Consider the following 19,998-nt stretch of genomic DNA (forward strand, 5'->3'; position numbering starts at 1 on the left):
AGATTTTACAATTTGTTTAGAGCATCATGGAATTGAACTTGCGCCGTCCGTTGGCATTTTTTGATTTAGAAACTACAGGAATTAATATCGCTACCGATAGAATCGTAGAAATTGCCATCCTGAAGGTTTTGCCAGGAGGAGGCGAAGAAGTATTGGCCATGCGAGTTAACCCCAAGCGTCCGATTCCAGCAGAATCCACCTTTTTTCATGGAATCCGCGATGAAGATGTAAAAGACCTCAAAAGTTTCGATGAAATCGGACAAGAGGTAGCGGATTTCATTGCTGATGCTGATTTGGCGGGCTACAATTCAAATAAATTTGATGTACCGATGTTGATGGAGGAATTCCTGCGTGCTGGAATCGTCTTTTCATTAGACGGAAGGTCTTTTGTAGATGTACAAAACATCTTTCACCAGATGGAGCAACGCACCCTAAAGGCCGCCTATAAATTTTACTGTCAGGAAGATTTAACTAATGCGCACACGGCCGAAGCAGATGTACGTGCAACGTATTTGGTGCTGAAAGCACAGTTGGAGAAGTATAATGGGGTATCCTTCGAAGATAAAGCGGGTGTGGTATCTACACCGGTAGTCAATGATGTGGAGGCCTTGCATCAGTTTACTAACCTGAGCAAGCCAGTAGATTTTGCAGGTAGATTGGTGTATGATCAAGATGGTGATCCAAGCATTAATTTTGGTAAACATAAAGGCAAGAAAGTGGTTGATGTGTTTGATGTGGAACCGAGTTATTACGCTTGGATGCAGAATGGAGATTTTCCATTGTACACAAAAAAGGTGTTAGAGACGATTTGGAATGAGTACCGGAATGCCCGAAAAGAACAAAAGGCGGCAGCTCCTAAAGCCACTGCTGAACCAGCTGCAGGTAATCGACCTACAGCCGATCCAAAAGTAAATCCGGAGCGCTCCAATCCACAACACTATAAAAAGAAGGAGAAGGCAGTACCTGTAACCTCCGATATGTTGAAAGCCTTGCAAGGCAAATTTGGAAAAGAATAATAGCATACATAATTATATGGAAACCAAACAAGAAATAGAACACGTCTCCTGTCTTATTATAGGGTCAGGCCCTGCGGGTTATACCGCTGCAATATATGCTGCACGTGCAGATTTGAAGCCGGTCATGTATACCGGTATGGTACCGGGCGGTCAGCTTACTCAAACTACAGAAGTGGATAACTTTCCTGGCTACCCGCAAGGCGTAACAGGCCCTGTGATGATGGAAGATTTACGTGCCCAAGCCGAGCGGTTCGGAACACAAGTACGTTTTGGATATGTCAATAAAGTCGATTTCTCTACAGATGGCGGAATTCATACGATAGAAATTGATAGCACAAAAACCGTTACCGCAGATACGGTAATCATTTCTACCGGAGCTACGGCCAAATGGCTGGGCTTGGATTCGGAGCAAAAATACAATGGCTTTGGGGTTTCTGCTTGTGCCGTATGTGATGGATTCTTTTTTAAAGGGCAAGATGTAGCTATCGTAGGCGCTGGAGACACTGCAGCCGAAGAAGCCACTTACTTGGCAAAGTTGTGTAATAAAGTACATATGCTGGTTCGTCGCGATGAGTTTAGAGCTTCAAAAGCGATGGTGCATCGCGTACTCAACACACCTAATATCGAAGTGCATTACAACGCAGAGGCACAAGAAGTATTAGGAGATGGGCAGGTAGTAACTGGTCTGAGGATCATCAACAATGTGTCCAGAGAAAGTAGCGATCTAGACATCACTGGCTTCTTCGTAGCTATTGGGCATACACCAAATACGGACTTGTTTAAAGGCGTGTTGGATATGGATGAAACCGGTTACTTGATCACACAACCAGACGCAACTGCTACTAATATTCCTGGTGTATTTGCTTGTGGTGATGTGCAGGATCATGTGTATCGACAGGCAATCACAGCTGCAGGAACAGGATGTATGGCGGCATTAGAAGCAGAGCGTTATCTGGCAGCGAAAGAAACTTTTGCGTAGAAGTTTCGCAGCATAGCCAAACAAAATCAAAAAAGCGTCGTTTCAATCATAAGAAACGACGCTTTTTGCGTTACCATCACACACTAATTGAACACATTAAATATGAAATCATTACTGTTTATGTTGCCGTTGGCATTTGCCATATCCTGTACTTCTGCTGATAAAAACAAAGCAGAGCCCAATGAAGGTCCAGATGTAAATCCAGCCATAGATTCCCTTCATTCTGCCACCAATATGTTAGATTGGCCAGGTAATTACAAAGGCACGGTGCCTGGAAAAGAGAAGGATAGTACCGTTATGGAAATAACCATCAACCGGGATAATACCTTCGCAGTAAAAACAACCAAGAAAGGGACTTCCGAATCCATGGAAGATAAGGGAGAAATTAAATGGGAAAGCAACGAGACGTATATTATCCTGAAAGGAAGTAAGGTAGATTATTCTTTCCGACTTGGGGATGATGAAATTACATTTATAGACAAAGCAGAAAATGTGTCGGAAACGGCAACGCCACAGGAATATCGACTGGTAAAACAGCACGAATATGCAACGCATGATAAGCATCAGCGTTTTCCAACTGAATAGGGTGCTACAACGTCTCTATAAATTCTAGAAAATTATGTAACTTTGCCCTTATTTTTAGAAGCGCAGCTCTATAGGCCGCGTGGACTTAATTTTTTTTGAAAAACGATGAAATTATCTCAATTTAACTTTGATCTACCTGAATCTCTCTTGGCCTCTGAGCCTAGCGAAAATCGTGATGAATCCAGATTAATGGTTCTTCACCGTGATACAGGACAGATCGAGCATAAGATCTTTAAAGACGTATTAGACTATTTCGATGACAAAGATGTCATGATCCTGAATAATACCAAAGTATTTCCTGCGCGGATGTATGGTAATAAGGAGAAAACTGGTGCTACTATTGAAGTATTCTTATTGCGGGAGTTGAATAAAGAGCTTCGTTTGTGGGATGTCTTAGTAGATCCAGCGCGTAAAATACGTGTAGGTAATAAGCTATACTTCGGTGAAGACGATTTGTTAGTAGCGGAGGTGGTGGATAACACCACTTCTCGTGGTCGTACTATCCGTTTCCTTTTTGATGGTACAGACGAAGAGTTTCGTCGTAACATCGAAATCCTGGGAGAGACACCTTTGCCAAAATACATTACTCGTAAAGCTACGCCTGAGGATAAATATCGTTACCAGACTATTTATGCTAAGAATGAAGGGGCAGTAGCGGCACCAACAGCCGGATTGCACTTCTCTCGCGAATTGATGAAGCGTTTGGAATTGAAAGGTATTGACTTTGCGGAGATCACACTACATGTCGGTTTAGGTACATTCCGTACCGTAGAAGTAGAGGATTTGACCAAGCATAAAATGGACTCCGAACAAATCATTATTACGGAGGATGCTGCTCGCACGGTTAACAAAGCGATTGATGGAAAAAGACGTGTTTGTGCTGTAGGTACCACATCTATGCGCGCTATTGAGTCTGCTGTATCTGCAGATAAACACCTGAAACAAAGTAACGATTGGACAAGTAAGTTTATCTATCCTCCATACGAGTTTAGCATTGCTAACTCCATGATTACCAATTTCCATACGCCAGAGTCGACTTTATTGGTCATGATCGCTGCTTTTGCAGGATATGAAAATACCATGAGAGCCTACGAAGTAGCTGTTAAAGAAAAATATCGTTTCTACAGCTATGGAGACGCTATGTTGATTATCTAAATCAGCAAAATAATAATAACTTTGAGCGTAAGTCTTATTCGACTTACGCTTTTTTTATGTCCAAAAAGTTTGTCGTTATCGTCGCTGGAGGAGTAGGTTCGCGGATGAACAGTACGCTACCAAAGCAGTTTCACCTTCTGGGAGATCGTCCCGTATTGATGCACACCTTAAGCCGTTTTGAGCAAGCAAATCTGGGTTTAGAAATCGTTGTGGTCTTATCGGCCAGCATGCTAAGCTATTGGGCGGAGCTGTGTGAGAAGTATCATTTCAATGTTGCACATCATATCGTTACTGGTGGAGCGACACGATTTCAGTCGGTGAAATACGGACTGAATTTTTTAAAAAACAATCTGATGGACTTAGAGCAGATTAATGACGTCTTAATAGCGATCCATGATGGAGCAAGACCTATATTGTCCTCGTCACTGCTAGAACGTTTGTTTACACAAGCGAAAGAAGTAGCGGCTGTAGTACCTGCGGTACGGAGTACTAATAGTATTCGTATAGGAAACTTAGGTGAGAGTGAGTCTGTAGATCGTAATTTGGTCTGGCAAATACAGACTCCACAGGTTTTTAAAGCGGAATTATTATTTAGCGCCTATGAACAGGAGGAGGAGCCCAATTTTACGGATGACGCTTCTGCGGTAGAAAAAATGGGCAATATCATAAGTATTGTTGAAGGCGATCATTTCAATTTAAAAATTACGCATCCAGAAGACCTTGATATTGCCCAAATATACTTGGATAAACTATTTAATTAGTTATGCATTTCCTCGTATTACACGTAGCAATACTACGATAATAGCGATAACCAATAGGGCGTGGATAATTCCACCGGTAGCATAGCCGCCTAGGAAACTGATTGCCCAAATAATTACTAAAATAACTGCGATTAAATACAATATGTTTCCCATAGTGATTGATGTTTAATAAAACCTTTAATTGTTTAAATGTATCTAATCAACAAATAATCACGGTATAGGTTTTTGAATAATTGCAAAAACCTAAAAATTAGGTTTAAGTAGATACTTATCGTAAAAGCGAAAGATGTGTTCTACCGCTTCTTCTGCGGTATCTACCATTCTATAAAGATTCAAATCTTCTTCGCTGATGTAATGGTTGCCAAGCATTGATTCCTGAATCCATTTGAACAGTCCAGACCAATATTCACTTCCTACCATTACGATAGGAAAGCGGGCGATCTTACCGGTTTGAATCAACGTGATTGCCTCGAAAAGTTCGTCCATCGTACCAAATCCACCGGGCATCACAATATAACCCTGCGAATATTTCATAAACATTACTTTTCTTACAAAGAAATAGTTGAATTCTAACAACTTATCTCGATCGATATACTTGTTGTGAAATTGCTCGAAAGGCAAATCAATATTTAATCCCACGGATTTACCCCCCGCTTCGTAAGCACCTTTATTCGCAGCTTCCATAATACCGGGGCCACCACCAGATATCACACCATAACCACGCTCTGCAAGCAATCCGGCAATATCTACCGCCAGCTGATAATACTTGTGATCGTTCGGTGTTCGTGCCGAACCGAAAATCGAGACACAGGGTCCAATTTTGGCTAGTTTTTCAAATCCATCTACAAATTCTGACATGATTTTAAAAATCTGCCAAGAGTCTTTTACTTTAATTTCTTGCCAAGTTTTGTTCGCAAATGAACGGCTAATTCTATCGTCTTTACCCATAAAAAATATCGAAATACCTCAATAACAGTCTATAAATCTATTTTCTTGTCTAGCTCGAAATGCTGACTTAAGCAATATAAGGATTTTCGTTGTCTTTAAAAAAAGAACAGCAAACCCATTTTTATCACGCAGTCAGATATCTATTTTCTTTCGTAAATTTGTACATGCATTTTTCGTCTAAATTACTGGAGCAAGCCGTAGAAGAGTTTGGTAAGTTGCCTGGCGTGGGCAAAAAGACGGCCTTACGTTTGGTATTACATTTACTCAAGCAATCCAAGGAAGACGTCAACCGTTTTTCTCAAGCTTTCACCATGCTCAAAGAGCATATCAAATATTGTCGTCACTGCTTCAATATTTCTGATACAGATACCTGCGAAATTTGTCAATCTCCAAAACGAGATCGTACCACCATTTGTGTGGTGGAGGATACGCGAGATGTGATGGCGATCGAAAACACCAATCAGTACCAGGGTGTATACCACGTATTGGGTGGATTGATCTCGCCGATGGATGGCATAGGGCCTGCAGATTTACGTATCGATGGATTGATCGAACGCGTAAAGCAAGGTGATATCAAGGAAGTGATCTTGGCGTTGAGTGCTACGATGGAAGGGGATACCACGATCTTCTATTTGTACCGCAAGTTACAGGAGTTCTCTATTGAGGTTTCTACCATTGCCCGAGGCATTGCCTTCGGCGGAGAATTAGAATATGTAGACGAAATCACATTAGGACGTTCTATCATGACTCGTGTACCTTACGAGCGTAAGGTGGGATAAAAGCGGTATAATAATCACCGCCATTTTGTTTTCCTATCCCAGCAGTTGCTGATCTTCGCCAAAGGTCTGATCAATCGTGTAATGTTGTGCTAAATATCGCTTGCTGCCACTTTTCTTATCAAAATAATAGTCTATGCGACCAAGATTTGCCCCTCCGTAGCCCATCTGATTGACGAGCGTGATTTCGCCATCGCGGTTTTTCACCTCAGTAGGTTTGTCCAAAAAGGTGTGTGTATGTCCTCCAATAATGAGGTCGATTCCTCGTGTTTGGGAAGCCATCACCAAGTCCGATACCTGATCCGTACTGTACTCATAACCAATGTGCGATAAGCAAATCACTAGATCACATCGTTTTTCTTCTCTTAATTTTTTGCTTAGCCGATTAGCCACTGCGATAGGCTCAAGGTATTTTACTCCCTTATGGTTGTTTGGGTCCACCATGCCGTCCAATTGAATACCTACAGCAAAAACACCGATTTTTAGCCCAGATCGCTCCAGAATAATATATTCCTTTGTTTTACCAGCTAGAATAGTGTCGCTAAAATCATAATTCGAGGTGATAAAGGGGAAATTAGCTTTGTCAAAGTGTTTTGATAAACCGGCTAACCCATTATCAAACTCATGATTGCCAAAAGTACCTGCGTCATAACCCAGTTTAGACATCAGCTCCAGCTCCACCTGTCCTTCAAATAAATTAAAGTAGGGCGTTCCCTGAAACATATCTCCTGCATCTAGCAGAAGTAGGTTTTTTTCTTCTTGACGAATTTTTTTTAACAAAGTACTTCTTCTGGCCACACCGCCCAATCCCTGAAGCCGAGAGCCATCCATCGGAAAGGGTTCTATTCGACTATGCACATCGTTGGTGTGCAATATGGTCAATTTGATTTCTTTGGATCGACTTCCCTGACCAAAAGTAGGTAGTGTGCTCAAGGTAGCTAATGCGCCTAGTGCACCTGCTTTCTTTATAAATGCACGTCTATTGTACAATGATAATTCTTTCATCGCGTTCTGCATTAACTTGTATTCCTTGTTTCGTTAAAGATTCTATGTAAGCGATCAGGCCTTCGCGTACTCGTGTTGGCGTATCTACCCGATTTAGAGGGCTAGAAATACCTACTATATTATCTCCACCATTCGCGAGGTAATCATAGGTAACCAGTTTGTAAATTTTATTGCTCTCGACCGCTTTGCCCTGTATTTTCATCTCTACCAGTTGCTGATTCTTGATCTTGATAGACATGCCCGCGACCGGTTGTCCATTAGACTTCGCAATAAATTTACCGAGTGTCAACAGATCTTCTCCTTTTAGTGTGAGTACGGTCAAGAAATTTTCAAAAGGCATCAATTCAAAGACTTTGCCTACTTGGATATCTCCCTGAGCAATGTCTACGCGGATGCCATACTTGGTGCCTAACGAGCAGGAAACCTCTGGATCTAGTCCCTGTCCAAGAGCGAGCAACGCATCTGCAAAAAAGTTGCCTCCTAAGCTCTGTCCATCAGTTGGAGAGCGGGGAAGCATCTGTGCTGCCTGACCAATGACCGTATCCATTTGCGCTTGCAACCGTTGTTTGTAGGGCGCAATATAATTGGTGATACTGGAATCTGGCTCTATTTGCTGATCTATAGCAAATTTTGTGGGCTCATAGTTGTTTTTTTGCCAATGAGCGGTCTTACAGGCGCTGAGAGCCAGTAAAAGCGACATCCCATAAGGCACGAAGATTCTAAATGAAAAATATGTCATGTTAAACTGCAATACGACAACAAAACTATTAAGAATTATCGATACAGGAGGCAGTACCTATGTTATTTTTACGCTAAATGAAGGTGTATTATTGCACCAGTAGGTTACAGCCGCGAATATCACTATGGTCGAATCTTCCTAGGATTTCGAACCTACCATCAGTATGCAGCTTTCCTAAATCCTGCGTAGCAATAAATGCACAGGAATATAGGTTGGCCAGGTCAATTACGTTGATCGCTCCGGTCTGCCGATTGTGTAATAGTGTAAGCGGATCGTTGGTATCCCGAATCAACACTTTCATCCACGGAGGAGTCTGGAAGATACCATCTTGTATGGCATAAGCCTGGCTCAGCAATTCGGTCATCCCATATTCTGAATGCACCTGTGGTACGCCAAATCCATCTTTCAATATTTCGTGTAACTCATGGCGAATCATCTCCTTGCGTCGACCTTTCATGCCCCCAGTTTCCATCACGATCAATTCTGGAAATTGCACCGGATAGGAGGCAATGAAATCCAACAACGCATAGGTAACTCCGAAAAGGATTGTCTTTACACCTTTTTGCTGCAGTGTGATTAGGGTCTGGAATAGGCTCTGATGATCAGCTAAAAAATAACCACTTTCCGGTACGTTACTTTGGGAAATAAGATCATTGACCATGTAGATCAAAGAAGACCCTTCTCGTTCCTGATAAGACGGTAACAGGGCTAGAATAGCACTATCCGAAGGATCACCATAACTCATCTGAAACGCTTGATTGTAGCTCTTTTCGTACAAAGAGGGATCCGTTACAAAATGCTTGCTAGTGACAGATCCGGTAGTGCCTGAACTCTGAAAAGTGAGAATAGCTTCCTGGTCGTCGACAAGGACATTTTGCGTCTTAAAAAACTCAATGGGTAGAAATGGGATGTCTGTATAATGTTGAACATCGGATACATTTCTACCCAAATAGGCTATATATTTTCTGTAGACAGCTACGTGAGTAGCCTGAAAGCGAAATATGGATAACGCTAATGCATTAAATGCAGCTTCATCTTGAATAGTGAATATAGCGTTCGCCTCCAGCAACATATTGTTGATATTTACTACAACATTCCACCGTCTACAGCCAATACCTGGCCATTGACATAGCTGGATAGGTCTGAAGCGAGGAATAAACAAGCATTAGCTACTTCTTCTGTTTCGCCCGCACGTTTCATCGGAATACCTGCTTCCCAAGCAGATACCACTTTTTCATCCAGAATATCAGTCATCTCTGTACGGATAAATCCTGGTGCAATGACGTTTGTACGAATGTTGCGAGAACCTAACTCTTTCGCAATAGATCTAGAGAAACCTATAATACCTGCTTTTGAAGCAGCGTAGTTAGATTGACCGGCATTTCCTTGTATACCAACTACAGAGCTCATATTGATGATAGATCCTTTGCGGCTTTTCATCATGACCTTTGTAGCAGCTTTTGTAATATTGAAAACCGATTTTAGGTTGATATCAATGACGTCATCCCAGTTTTCTTCTGACATTCGCATCAACAAAGCATCTTTCGTGATACCAGCGTTGTTTACAACAATATCTAACGTACCAAAGTCCGCTACGATATCTCCAATTAATTGCTCTGCTTCGTCGAATTTGGCAGCGTCTGAACGGTAACCTTTAATTTGTGTACCATATTCCTGCAACTCACTTTCCAATGCTAGCCCTTTTTCCACGGAAGAAAGGTAAGTGAATGCCACGTTAGCACCGTGTTGCGCGAATACTTCAGCGATTTTGCGGCCTATTCCTTTCGAGGCGCCAGTAATTAAAGCGGTTTTACCTGCAAGTAGTTTCATTTATGAAGATGTTTATTTTTTCTTTTGCATAGATTAAACGCTATTTGGCGTTGTAAAATTGCAGGTGCAAAAATGTTAAATAATTGTTGTAATCACAACTTAGCATCACAATGATCCTTTAATGACGGTGTTTCGTAGGTCCAGAGGTCGTTTAAAACTTGGCAGTGTAAACGGCAAGATGTTGGCAAATATGATATATAATGAAACATCTATGACAAATTCATTCGCCAAATCATGGCTCAAATGTTAAATTTGCATCACACAAAATTAAAATGGGTAAAAAGACGACAAAGACAGAAGTAGATGTTGTGTTGATCGGGGCGGGCATCATGAGCGCAACCTTGGGAACACTGATCCACGAGCTAAGTCCCGATATCACAATTGAGATTTTAGAACGATTGGATACCGTTGCAGCCGAAAGCTCAGATGCCTGGAATAATGCTGGCACCGGACATTCTGCCCTCTGTGAACTTAACTACACACCACAACGCCCCGATGGCTCTGTGGATATAAGTAAAGCGATCGCTATTGCCGAACAATATGAGGTATCAAAGCAATTTTGGTCGTATTTGGTCGAGCAAAATGTAATCAAGAATCCAGAAGAATTCATTCGTAGGGTACCGCATATGTCAGCCGTGTTTGGTGAGAAAGATAAGCAGTTCCTAAAGACCCGTTATGACGCATTGACGCAGCACAACTTGTTTAAAGGGATGGAATATGCAGAAGATAAATCTGTATTGAACGATTGGATTCCCTTGATGATGGAAGATCGTGCAGCTGATGAACAAGTTGCCGCTACCAAAATGGACATTGGTACCGATGTAAACTTTGGAACGCTGACACGTGATCTGATCTCCTATTTGGATGATAAAGAAAATATTGCGCTTTCTAAAAGCCACGAGGTAAAAGATATTGAACGCTTGTCTGATGGTAGATGGGAAGTAGAAACCAAGGATCTGCAAACGGGCAATCGAAGAAAAATTAAGGCTAAGTTTGTTTTTATTGGAGCAGGCGGGCATTCATTGCTTTTGTTAGAGAAATCAGGAATACCAGAATCCAAAGGATACGGAGGTTTTCCGGTTGGAGGCCAGTGGTTACGTTGTACCAATGAGCAGGTTATTGCCCAGCATCATGCCAAAGTATATGGAAAAGCGTCGGTGGGAGCACCACCCATGTCAGTACCACATTTGGATACACGGTATATAGATGGCAAGCAAGCATTGTTATTTGGACCATATGCTGGATTTTCAACGAAATTTTTGAAAAAAGGTTCTTATTTTGATCTGCCGGCGTCCATCAAATTGTCCAATATTCGCCCTATGCTATCTGCAGGATTGGATAACCTTCCGCTTACTAAATACCTCATCACAGAAGTGATGAAGAAACCCAAAGATAAATTAGATGCATTAAAGCAGTTTTTGCCTACGGCAAAAATGGAAGATTGGGAGATTGAAAAGGCCGGTCAGCGCGTACAGGTGATCAAAAAACACCCGGTGCATGGTGGGATTTTAGAATTCGGTACCGAGGTGGTATCTAGTGCAGACGGATCTATTGCTGCTCTTTTAGGTGCTTCACCAGGCGCTTCTACATCGGTAGCGGTAATGATCAATTTGTTGAAAAGGTGTTTCCCAGATCGCGCGAAAGCAGATACGTACCGTACTAAATTGCGGACAATGATTCCATCTTGGGGTAAAAGTCTGAATGAGGATGCGGAGCTATGTGCTAGCACCCGTAAATGGACACACGATACACTGAAGCTTTACTAAGCGAATGCATAAAATTGGAGAGCCTGCTAGTCAGGCTTTTTTTGTATATACTAAACAACGATCATATACATACTGACTAATATGGATATTGCTTCCTTCACCACATCATTAGCACAAGCTTTCGAGCAAACTTCCTGGGTTGAGCGCTTATCTGTACTGTTTGGAGTAAGTCAGGTTTTATTGTCTAAAAACAACAAAATTGCTAATTATCCCGTTGGTATTGTGGGTATTGTGCTAGGAATGGCCGCTTTATATGGAGCAAAGCTATACGCCGAAATTCTTCTAAATGTTTACTATCTAGTGATGAGTCTGTACGGTTGGTGGTACTGGACTGCTAATCGCACGCAGGCCGAGCAACCTATTACTCGTGCCAATCGACGCGATTGGAGTATTGTCGGTGTGATTGTATTGGGAGGCTTTTTCATACTGTATTTGGCGTTGCGTTCGTTTACCGATTCAGATGTGCCCTTATGGGATGCCTGGGTATCTTGTACCGCCTGGGCAGGTATGTGGCTGCTGGCGCGAAGAAAGTTGGAGAATTGGCTCTTACTCAATTTGAGTAATCTCTTTGCAATACCTTTGCTCGTGCATAAAGAACTGTACTTATTTGCATTGCTCACCACATTCCTTTTTGTTATTGCTTTTGTAGGTTTCGCGAAATGGCGTCGCATTATGAAGACTCAAACACCCAAATATGCTTAGTGAAGATATTATTGAACTAATAGAAGAAAACGAAGCGTACTCGGCGAAAGCGGGTGTACTAAGCGATGTAGTACTAAAGATAGCTTTTGAAAAGCAGTGGTTCAATCTTTGGGTGCCAAAAGAATACGGTGGACTGGAGCTTGAGCTTGCAGACGGATGTCGTTTGCTGGAATCTTTAGCCTATTGGGATGGCTCCTTGGGTTGGACAGTAACTTTGTGCGCTGGTGCTAATATGTTTGCCGGATTTATTGATGTGGCTACCGCAAAGACCTTATTCCTTTCTGGAAATGTGTGTTTTGGAGGTAGTGGCCGAGCTTCTGGAAAAGCGATTCCAGTTCCAGGCGGCTATCAATTAACGGGCAGATGGTCCTATGCTACCGGTGCACCGCACCTTAGTCACTTTACCTGCAATGCGGTCGTATTTTCCGGAGAAGATATAGCAGAAAATCAACAGGAGTTGGTAAAATCGTTCTTTGTGTCTCGAGAGCATGTTTTGATTGAAAATGACTGGCAAACATTTGGCCTGGAAGCTACCGCGAGTCATAGTTTTAGTATTCAGGATGCATTTATACCTCAAGAACACTGTTTTGAGCTTAGTCCAAAGGCTGCTACACATACTAGCTTACTATTTCAATACCCATTCCTACCTTTCGCAGAATTTACGCTATTCGTCAATTATTTAGGCATGTTTTCGCGGTATACCGATTTAGTGCAAAAAAATTTTTATCTACGGGCAAAGGATGCCCTATGGCAGGAGAAGCACGGAAAACAACTTTTTAAACAATTGGATAGGGCACAACAATTTGCAGAACAAAGTAGAAAAAGAATCTATGAACTAATGGAAGAAACCTGGAGCAATCTATTGCGCGGAGATTACGAGTCCAACGCCATCCTATATTCATCCGTAGCGGCCTACACGAGGCAAGATCTGACCGTAATGAGATCCCACATGATGGATTTGCATGTCAAATGCGGCATCTCGGCAGCGCAGTCAGATTCACCGCTGAATAGGGTATTTCGTAACTTTTTTACGGCTACGCAACATGCATTGCTACAATCTTAAATCTTAGACAAAAAAAAACTTAAACCGACAGGTTTAAGCATCTATGATCCAAAGATCATCTGAGTTACGATTTACTAATCCTCTAATGGATTCAAATCGTCTCCATCATACAGCCACTCCATAGGTTGTACGGGTTCCTGAAAAACTAATTCTTCATCTTTAATCATGATATTCTCCTTTTAATATGTTTAAAGTTAATTCATATGCGTGTCTTAATTATCACGTAGATGTTATTTTATTGTTAATAGATTTTCGATAAGGTAGTTATTATGTGCCTTGTTGAAGCCATTTATTACTATTCTTTTGGCTTAATAACCTGTACCATGCGATCACTAAAACTGGTGATATCAGATTTTAGACCCACCATCACGGTTAAAACATTCACCGGATTTCCTTGGATATTTCTGAAATGATGCATGTAATCAAATTCTAAACCCAGATAAAAACCACGAAATTTATAATCCGAACCCACTCCAATCTTGACAGCCGGTGAGAAGCTATAGATCTTCTCCATGCGAGAGCGCGAATTTCCTATACTATTGACACGGGATTCTACATCCAGCGCAAATGCTGGTCCAGCATAGGCATAAGTGTTTAGTCGATTAACTTGCTTTCGTATACCACCAGCTAAGCTTAGTGCATAAATAGATGCCTGCCCATTCTCCAAAATTTGATTGTAATTCGGATCATCTATCAGTTGATTGTAGCGAAAGGCCATCGTAAATAAGGTGGGGATCACAAAATAACGAGGATTACGCAGCGCGATATCCAAACCGATGCTTCCCGAAAATGCTTGTGGGGAGAGCGATTCTTTGGTTTTCCCGATTGGGAAAGCTAAGCCAGTACCCCCAAAATAATAAACTTTATTATAGTGTAGGGTGTCGGGGCCGGAATAATTTATAATAGTGGTATCCGCTTTTTCCTGTGAATAAGCTTGTGCTATCGAGAGCAAAGCCACCAAAAACATCATTAATCTTTTCATGGGAAATGTAATTATAACCCAATTAACAAAGAATTAAGAGATAAAGTTTGAGTAAAATAATTTTTTAATTATAGAAAGGATCGCGATTGCGGACCTTGGTTAAACAGCAGGTCTATAATACTTAAATTGGACACAAATCCAGTTTTTTCTTCGAACACTTGGTAGTACGGCTTTGGGTCTACCATTAAGCTTGGTTTCCGCGGAGTTGCAGCAATCCGCCAGTCCACAGGAGCGTCAATTTCTTTGACATAACTTTCGGATAAGGAGAGGTCACGATTGATTTTCAATAATCGTAATAGCAGGCTAAGCTGTTCCATATGGTAATCTACTAAAAACTCGAACTTATCCTGATAGAATCGGGTGAAGTCATCCTCATAATATTCGAAGTAGGCAGAACTACGGTACGCCGTTTGTATGCTAAGCCAATGTAAGCGCTGCCAAGGATGATCATAATTGATACGGACGTCTTTGACTGGAACATGTACTTTCTTGCCATGCATTACAGGTACAATCAAATCCAATCCTCCGTTGGCGGTGCCAATCTGTGTGCGCGTTCTGTAGGTTTGTTTAGGAAAATGTTCATACTGCTCTATACAAATACCGCCTTTATGTTGATAAATAGCCTGAAAATAGGAAACATTCGGAAGGTAAAAGGCGGGCAATAGTAATTGTTCTGTCATCGCTATAAATATCCAGTGTCAAGATGGGACAAAAGTAAGTTTATTTGAGGATATTTGCAGCTTATCTACGGACGTCTTTGATGAAAGAAAGAATATTGGCGCTTGTTTTATATGTGATTTCCTTACTGCCATTTTGGATACTGTATCGTATTTCAGACTTGCTGTTCGTGTTGATCTATTATGTATTTGGGTATCGAAAGAAGGTGGTATTGGAGAATTTGCACAATTCCTTTCCAGAGAAATCCGAAGCGGAAATTCAAAAGATAGCACGCCGTTTTTTTCGGTATTTACCGGATATTATCGTAGAAACTGTTAAAGGTAAAAGCATATCTAGGAAGCAAGTAATGAAACGAGTGGAACTGCTTAATCCAGAGGTGGTTTACCAATATTTAGAGCAGGGGCGTGGCGTGATGGGTGTAACAGCGCACTACGGGAATTGGGAGCTGGGAATTCACCGTCTTGCAATAATGACTGAATTACCCAGGCTAGTAATCTACAAACCCTTGTCCGATAAATCATTTGGCAATGTACTGAATGCCATTCGTAGCCGGTTTGGAGTCAGTATGGTGCCTATGAAGCAAATCCTGCGGCATTTGGTAAATCTAAAGAATCAGCCACAGGTCAGCATTTTTGTAGCCGATCAAACGCCAGGATATCAGGACTCGGATTATTACACGAGTTTTTTAGGACAGGATACACTAGTTTTTACCGGCACAGAACGTATTGCGAAGTCAATGGATCTACCGGTCGTATTTTTTGAAATCAAAAAAAAGGCGCGTCGTGGCTACTATTCGTGCAAATTTACAACGCTGGTGGAGCATCCTCGAGAATGCGCAGACAGAGAAATTATACATAAACATACGGCTTTTACAGAGCAAATTATACGCAACGAACCTGCTTATTGGCTGTGGTCTCATCGGCGCTGGAAAAGGAAAAAAAGACAATAATGACGGGTTATCCAAAAGTTGCGGTAGTAATATTGAACTGGAATGGACGATATTTTCTAGAGAAATTTCTGCCATCGGTATTTAATAGCAGTTACCCAAATATAAGTTTTGTAGTAGGAGATAATGCGTCGACAGATGATTCAATAGCTTTTGTTGAAAAACACTATCCCACCATTCGCATCGTGCGAAACGCCAGTAATATGGGCTTTGCCGGCGGCTACAATGCGGTATTGGAGCGCGTGGATGCCGATTATTACGTGTTGCTCAATTCCGATGTAGAAGTAACGGAAGGTTGGATCGAGCCCGTGATCGCTATGCTGGAAAGCAATCTTAATATGGCAGCAGCACAGCCTAAAATTCTTTCCTTTCACGAGCGTACGAAATTCGAACACGCTGGAGCATCTGGTGGCTTTATCGACGCCTTTGGTTACCCTTTTTGTCGTGGACGGATTTTAGCGCATACAGAAGTAGATACTGGTCAATACGATGATGCCATTGATATATTCTGGGCGACAGGCGCTGCCTTGTTTATTCGGGCGGAGACCTGGCGAGCATCGGGTGGTTTTGATGCCGATTTCTTTGCTCATATGGAAGAAATCGATTTATGCTGGAGATTGAAACGAATGGGCTTCCGTATTGGTGTTTGTCCGAGCTCGGTAGTTTATCACGTAGGAGGGGGGACATTGAGTGCCAGTAATCCGCGAAAAACTTTCCTCAATTTTCGTAACAATTTGATGATGTTGCAGAAAAATCTGGATTGGTGGCCAGCGTGCCGTGTAATCTTTATTCGGATGTGGCTAGATCTTGTCGCCTTGCTACAATTTCTGTTCAAAGGAAGGCTGGGCGATGCCTGGGCAATTAGCCGTGCGCATCAAGAATTCCTTTGGTATTTCTTCCGTACTGCGAGCAAGCGTAAACGTTTTCTAGGGCCGTTCCGTAGAAGAGGAACATACAATCGTTCGCTTATTTTAGACTATTTCCTACGTGCTAAAAAGAAGTTTTCTAGTTTATCAGAGAGAGACTTCATTCGGTAAAATTCCTATTTATTTCTTAATTTCGTCGTCTATGCCAAAGGATGTTCAACAACAGATTGCGGAACTTACCGCAGCACTTAACGAATACAATTACCAATATTATGTGTTGGCCAATTCGCAGATATCCGATTTTGATTTTGATCAAAAGCTGGCCGAATTAAGCCGTCTAGAACAGGCACATCCCGAACTTTTAGATCCCAACTCACCTACGCAAAAGGTAGGTGGAGATATTACCAGTAGATTTGAAACCGTAGCACATCGCTGGCCCATGCTCTCGCTTGGAAATACGTATAATGAGCAAGAGCTGAAAGAATTTGACGCACGAGTGCGGAAGGCGGTAGGAGAAGATGTGTCCTACGTATGCGAACTCAAATTTGATGGTTTATCCATCGCCATTACATACGAAAATGGTACGATGTTGCGTGCTGTGACCCGGGGTGATGGCCTAAAAGGAGATAATGTAACCGAGAATGTGAAGACCATTCGCCGCGTTCCTCACCAGGTCAAAGCAACAGATTATCCAGCTTCTTTTGAAATTCGGGGAGAAATACTCATGCATAAATCTGCTTTTCTCCGGCTGAACAAGGAGCGGGAAGAAAAGGGAGAAGTAGCTTATGCTAATCCAAGGAACTTCGCATCAGGAACGATTAAATTACAAGATCCCAAAGAAGTCGCAAAGCGTCCGTTAGATTGCTTTCTGTACTTCTTATATGCCGATAACCGCAGTAAACTATTTAAAACGCATTGGGAAAGCTTGGAGGCCGCAAAGAGCTGGGGCTTTCATGTATCTGAGCATTCCAAGTTGTGCTATTCTATCGACGAGGTGCTGCATTTTATACATTACTGGGACACGGAGAGACATAATCTCACCTACGATATCGATGGTATTGTGATCAAAGTGAATGATTATGCGATGCAAGAGGAGTTAGGCTTCACGGCCAAATCCCCACGTTGGGCCATTTCCTATAAATATCAAGCGGAACGGGCCGAAAGCGTGCTGAAATACGTAAGCTACCAAGTAGGCCGTACCGGTGCAGTAACGCCTGTGGCGAATTTACAGCCTGTATTGTTGGCTGGTACCACGGTAAAAAGGGCGTCATTACACAATGCCAACGAAATTCAGCGTTTAGATTTGCACGAAGGCGACGCCGTATTCGTGGAGAAAGGTGGTGAGATCATCCCCAAAATTATGGGCGTAAATATAGAAAAGCGTTCGGCAGGGGCTATCGCGATACATTATCCTACGCATTGCCCGGAATGTAATACCGAGTTAGTCAGACAAGAAGGGGAGGCGGTGCACTACTGTCCGAATCATGCTACTTGTCGCCCGCAGATTATTGGCGGAATGCAGCACTTCATCGGGCGCAAGATGATGGATATTCAAGGTTTAGGTAAGGAAACGGTGGAAGCGCTTTATAAGAATGGTCTGGTTTCCAAAATATCAGACTTATACACCCTCCGTGAGCGGGCAGAAGATTTGCTAACGATGGATCGATTTGGACAAAAATCGATTGATAATATGCTGCAAGGGTTGTTGGAATCTTGTGAAAAACCCTTCGAAAAAGTGTTTTTCGCCTTGGGCGTACGCCATGTTGGCGAGACGGTGGCTCGAAAATTGTCACAACATTTCAAGTCCATAGATGCTCTTGCGGAGGCAACAGTGGAAGAAATAGCGGCCGTACCAGATATTGGTGAACGGATCGCGGAAAGTGTTTATATTTATTTGCACACCGAGGCAAACTTAGCAGAAATAGCCCGCTTAAAACATGCCGGACTACAGTTTGTAGTGGAGGATAAAGAAGTTGTACTCGCTGGAGATCATTTATCTGGCAAAACTTTCTTAATTTCGGGCGTCTTTGCCGACCATAGCCGCGAGGAGCTAACACAAATCATCGAATCGCACGGTGGTCGTATGTTGAGTAGCATCTCCGCTAAGTTGGATTACCTGGTAGCAGGTGATAAGATGGGGCCGGCTAAACTGGCAAAAGCAGAAAAGTTAAAAGTTCCGATTATTTCAGATCAGGAACTGTTTCAAATAATTAATCAGTAAGTACAGATAATGAAAGAATTACATGGAGCGGGAGTCGCGTTAGTGACACCATTTCACAGCGATGGATCTATTGACTTCGAATCTTTAGCAACATTGATTGAGTATCAGATAACAGGTGGAATGGATTATCTGGTTTCTTTGGGCACCACTGGTGAAGTAGCTACACTGAACAAGAAAGAAAAATTTGCCGTATGGGAATTTACGGCTAAACAGGTAGCAGGGCGTATACCTTTGGTAGCCGGAATAGGGGGTAATAATACCGCTGAAGTTGTCGCAGAGGTAAGTAGCTTCGATGTGTCCGGTTATTGTGCCATACTCTCCGTTTCTCCTTATTATAGTAAGCCTACTCAAGCTGGGATTTATGCACATTATAAAGCGATCGCCGAAGCGAGTAAGTTGCCGATCATTCTATATAATGTACCATCTAGAACAGGGAGTAGCATCTCATCAGCGACAACGGTACGCTTAGCGAAGGATTTTGCCAATATCGTAGCGACGAAAGAGGCATCTGGAAGCTTTGCGCAGTTTAGTGAAATCATGCGCGACAAACCAGCAGATTTTCTGTTAATCTCGGGCGACGATCCAATTACGTTGCCGATGATGTCTTTGGGCGCCGTAGGCTTGATATCCGTGGTGGCAAATGCTTACCCGAAGCAAATTGCTGATTTGGTACACGCGTGTGCCGCAGGAGATTATGTAGGAGCGCGAACTACACACAATAGCTTATTGGAAACGATAGACTTGTGCTTTGTAGATGCTAATCCATGTGGTGTGAAGTACATCTTGCAAGAATTGTATATCGGTACCGAACATGTTCGCCTGCCTTTGGTAACGATTACAGACGCTACTAAGGAAGCCATAAAACAGGCAATGCCTTTGCTAGCGCAGTAAAATAACGGTATTTTTCTTCTATCACTTCTGTGGTGAAATGCAATGATGTGATAAAAAAATTAAAAGTGTTAATTTAACACTTTTAATTT

Annotated in this window: 21 protein-coding genes; 13 read left to right on the forward strand and 8 right to left on the reverse strand. The window is 42.2% G+C overall.

What is annotated here, in order from left to right; all coding sequences use genetic code 11:
* Window positions 1-26 precede the first annotated feature (26 nt).
* From M8998_RS02390 to M8998_RS02410, 5 genes are all read left to right on the forward strand, one after another.
* Window positions 27-1,016: a 3'-5' exonuclease gene (locus M8998_RS02390; protein WP_249990394.1), complete on the forward strand. Its 990-nt coding sequence runs from the start codon at window positions 27-29 to the stop codon at window positions 1,014-1,016.
* 16 nt (window positions 1,017-1,032) lie between these two features.
* Window positions 1,033-1,995, forward strand: a complete 963-nt coding sequence (gene trxB, locus M8998_RS02395) for a thioredoxin-disulfide reductase (RefSeq protein WP_249990395.1) — start codon at window positions 1,033-1,035, stop codon at window positions 1,993-1,995.
* A 102-nt stretch (window positions 1,996-2,097) separates the two neighbouring features.
* A complete protein-coding gene (locus M8998_RS02400; protein ID WP_249990396.1) occupies window positions 2,098-2,580 on the forward strand; it encodes a copper resistance protein NlpE N-terminal domain-containing protein in 483 nt (160 codons plus the stop codon).
* A gap of 105 nt (window positions 2,581-2,685) precedes the next feature.
* Complete coding sequence (gene queA, locus M8998_RS02405; RefSeq protein ID WP_249990397.1) at window positions 2,686-3,735, forward strand: tRNA preQ1(34) S-adenosylmethionine ribosyltransferase-isomerase QueA; 1,050 nt, start codon at window positions 2,686-2,688, stop codon at window positions 3,733-3,735.
* Window positions 3,736-3,791: 56 nt separating this feature from the next.
* Entirely contained in the window at window positions 3,792-4,496 is a 705-nt protein-coding gene (locus M8998_RS02410) for a 2-C-methyl-D-erythritol 4-phosphate cytidylyltransferase (protein WP_249990398.1), read from the forward strand.
* On the opposite strand, the gene M8998_RS02415 is transcribed toward M8998_RS02410, so the two are convergent.
* Together M8998_RS02415 and M8998_RS02420 are read right to left on the reverse strand one after the other, a co-directional pair.
* Window positions 4,497-4,649: a lmo0937 family membrane protein gene (locus M8998_RS02415; RefSeq protein WP_116775662.1), complete on the reverse strand. Its 153-nt coding sequence runs from the start codon at window positions 4,647-4,649 to the stop codon at window positions 4,497-4,499.
* A gap of 90 nt (window positions 4,650-4,739) precedes the next feature.
* Entirely contained in the window at window positions 4,740-5,444 is a 705-nt protein-coding gene (locus tag M8998_RS02420; protein WP_249990399.1) for an LOG family protein, read from the reverse strand.
* Window positions 5,445-5,608: 164 nt separating this feature from the next.
* Between M8998_RS02420 and recR the strand changes: the two genes are divergently transcribed.
* On the forward strand, window positions 5,609-6,223 hold the full coding sequence (gene recR, locus M8998_RS02425) for a recombination mediator RecR (RefSeq protein ID WP_249990400.1): 615 nt from the start codon (window positions 5,609-5,611) through the stop codon (window positions 6,221-6,223).
* 33 nt (window positions 6,224-6,256) lie between these two features.
* Here recR and M8998_RS02430 read toward each other — a convergent pair whose 3' ends face one another.
* The 4 genes from M8998_RS02430 to fabG all read right to left on the reverse strand — a co-directional run bounded on the left by M8998_RS02430 (window position 6,257) and on the right by fabG (window position 9,794).
* Window positions 6,257-7,225, reverse strand: coding sequence for a bifunctional metallophosphatase/5'-nucleotidase (locus M8998_RS02430; RefSeq protein ID WP_249990401.1), 969 nt, complete (start codon window positions 7,223-7,225; stop codon window positions 6,257-6,259).
* Complete coding sequence (locus tag M8998_RS02435) at window positions 7,200-7,964, reverse strand: 5'-nucleotidase C-terminal domain-containing protein (RefSeq protein ID WP_249990402.1); 765 nt, start codon at window positions 7,962-7,964, stop codon at window positions 7,200-7,202. The genes M8998_RS02430 and M8998_RS02435 overlap by 26 nt, the downstream gene beginning before the upstream one ends.
* Window positions 7,965-8,052: 88 nt before the next feature.
* A complete protein-coding gene (locus tag M8998_RS02440; RefSeq protein ID WP_249990403.1) occupies window positions 8,053-9,036 on the reverse strand; it encodes a long-chain-fatty-acid--protein ligase in 984 nt (327 codons plus the stop codon).
* 14 nt (window positions 9,037-9,050) lie between these two features.
* Complete coding sequence (fabG, locus tag M8998_RS02445; RefSeq protein ID WP_249990404.1) at window positions 9,051-9,794, reverse strand: 3-oxoacyl-[acyl-carrier-protein] reductase; 744 nt, start codon at window positions 9,792-9,794, stop codon at window positions 9,051-9,053.
* A 272-nt stretch (window positions 9,795-10,066) separates the two neighbouring features.
* Here fabG and M8998_RS02450 point away from each other — a divergent pair, with 272 nt between their 5' ends.
* The 3 genes from M8998_RS02450 to M8998_RS02460 all read left to right on the forward strand — a co-directional run bounded on the left by M8998_RS02450 (window position 10,067) and on the right by M8998_RS02460 (window position 13,325).
* Window positions 10,067-11,560, forward strand: a complete 1,494-nt coding sequence (locus M8998_RS02450; RefSeq protein WP_249990405.1) for a malate:quinone oxidoreductase — start codon at window positions 10,067-10,069, stop codon at window positions 11,558-11,560.
* 81 nt (window positions 11,561-11,641) lie between these two features.
* Window positions 11,642-12,262: a nicotinamide riboside transporter PnuC gene (gene pnuC / locus M8998_RS02455; RefSeq protein ID WP_249990406.1), complete on the forward strand. Its 621-nt coding sequence runs from the start codon at window positions 11,642-11,644 to the stop codon at window positions 12,260-12,262.
* Window positions 12,255-13,325: an acyl-CoA dehydrogenase family protein gene (locus tag M8998_RS02460; protein ID WP_249990407.1), complete on the forward strand. Its 1,071-nt coding sequence runs from the start codon at window positions 12,255-12,257 to the stop codon at window positions 13,323-13,325. Before pnuC ends, M8998_RS02460 begins: the two co-directional genes overlap by 8 nt.
* Window positions 13,326-13,620: 295 nt before the next feature.
* Here the strand turns inward: M8998_RS02460 and M8998_RS02465 are convergent, their stop codons facing one another.
* Both M8998_RS02465 and M8998_RS02470 read right to left on the reverse strand, forming a co-directional pair.
* Entirely contained in the window at window positions 13,621-14,307 is a 687-nt protein-coding gene (locus tag M8998_RS02465) for a hypothetical protein (RefSeq protein ID WP_249990408.1), read from the reverse strand.
* A 68-nt stretch (window positions 14,308-14,375) separates the two neighbouring features.
* Complete coding sequence (locus tag M8998_RS02470; RefSeq protein WP_249990409.1) at window positions 14,376-14,987, reverse strand: WbqC family protein; 612 nt, start codon at window positions 14,985-14,987, stop codon at window positions 14,376-14,378.
* An 80-nt stretch (window positions 14,988-15,067) separates the two neighbouring features.
* On the opposite strand from M8998_RS02470, the gene M8998_RS02475 reads away from it, so the two are divergent.
* The 4 genes from M8998_RS02475 to dapA are packed head-to-tail and all read left to right on the forward strand — an operon-like array spanning window position 15,068 to window position 19,909.
* Window positions 15,068-15,934 (forward strand): lysophospholipid acyltransferase family protein, encoded by an 867-nt coding sequence (locus M8998_RS02475; RefSeq protein WP_249990410.1) that lies wholly within the window; start codon window positions 15,068-15,070, stop codon window positions 15,932-15,934.
* On the forward strand, window positions 15,934-16,968 hold the full coding sequence (locus tag M8998_RS02480; protein WP_249990411.1) for a glycosyltransferase family 2 protein: 1,035 nt from the start codon (window positions 15,934-15,936) through the stop codon (window positions 16,966-16,968). The genes M8998_RS02475 and M8998_RS02480 overlap by 1 nt, the downstream gene beginning before the upstream one ends.
* A 31-nt stretch (window positions 16,969-16,999) precedes the next feature.
* Entirely contained in the window at window positions 17,000-19,018 is a 2,019-nt protein-coding gene (ligA, locus tag M8998_RS02485; RefSeq protein WP_249990412.1) for an NAD-dependent DNA ligase LigA, read from the forward strand.
* A 9-nt stretch (window positions 19,019-19,027) separates the two neighbouring features.
* Window positions 19,028-19,909: a 4-hydroxy-tetrahydrodipicolinate synthase gene (gene dapA / locus M8998_RS02490; RefSeq protein WP_249990413.1), complete on the forward strand. Its 882-nt coding sequence runs from the start codon at window positions 19,028-19,030 to the stop codon at window positions 19,907-19,909.
* Window positions 19,910-19,998 lie beyond the last annotated feature (89 nt).

It is taken from the genome of Sphingobacterium sp. lm-10 (assembly GCF_023554555.1).
Classification (GTDB): domain Bacteria; phylum Bacteroidota; class Bacteroidia; order Sphingobacteriales; family Sphingobacteriaceae; genus Sphingobacterium.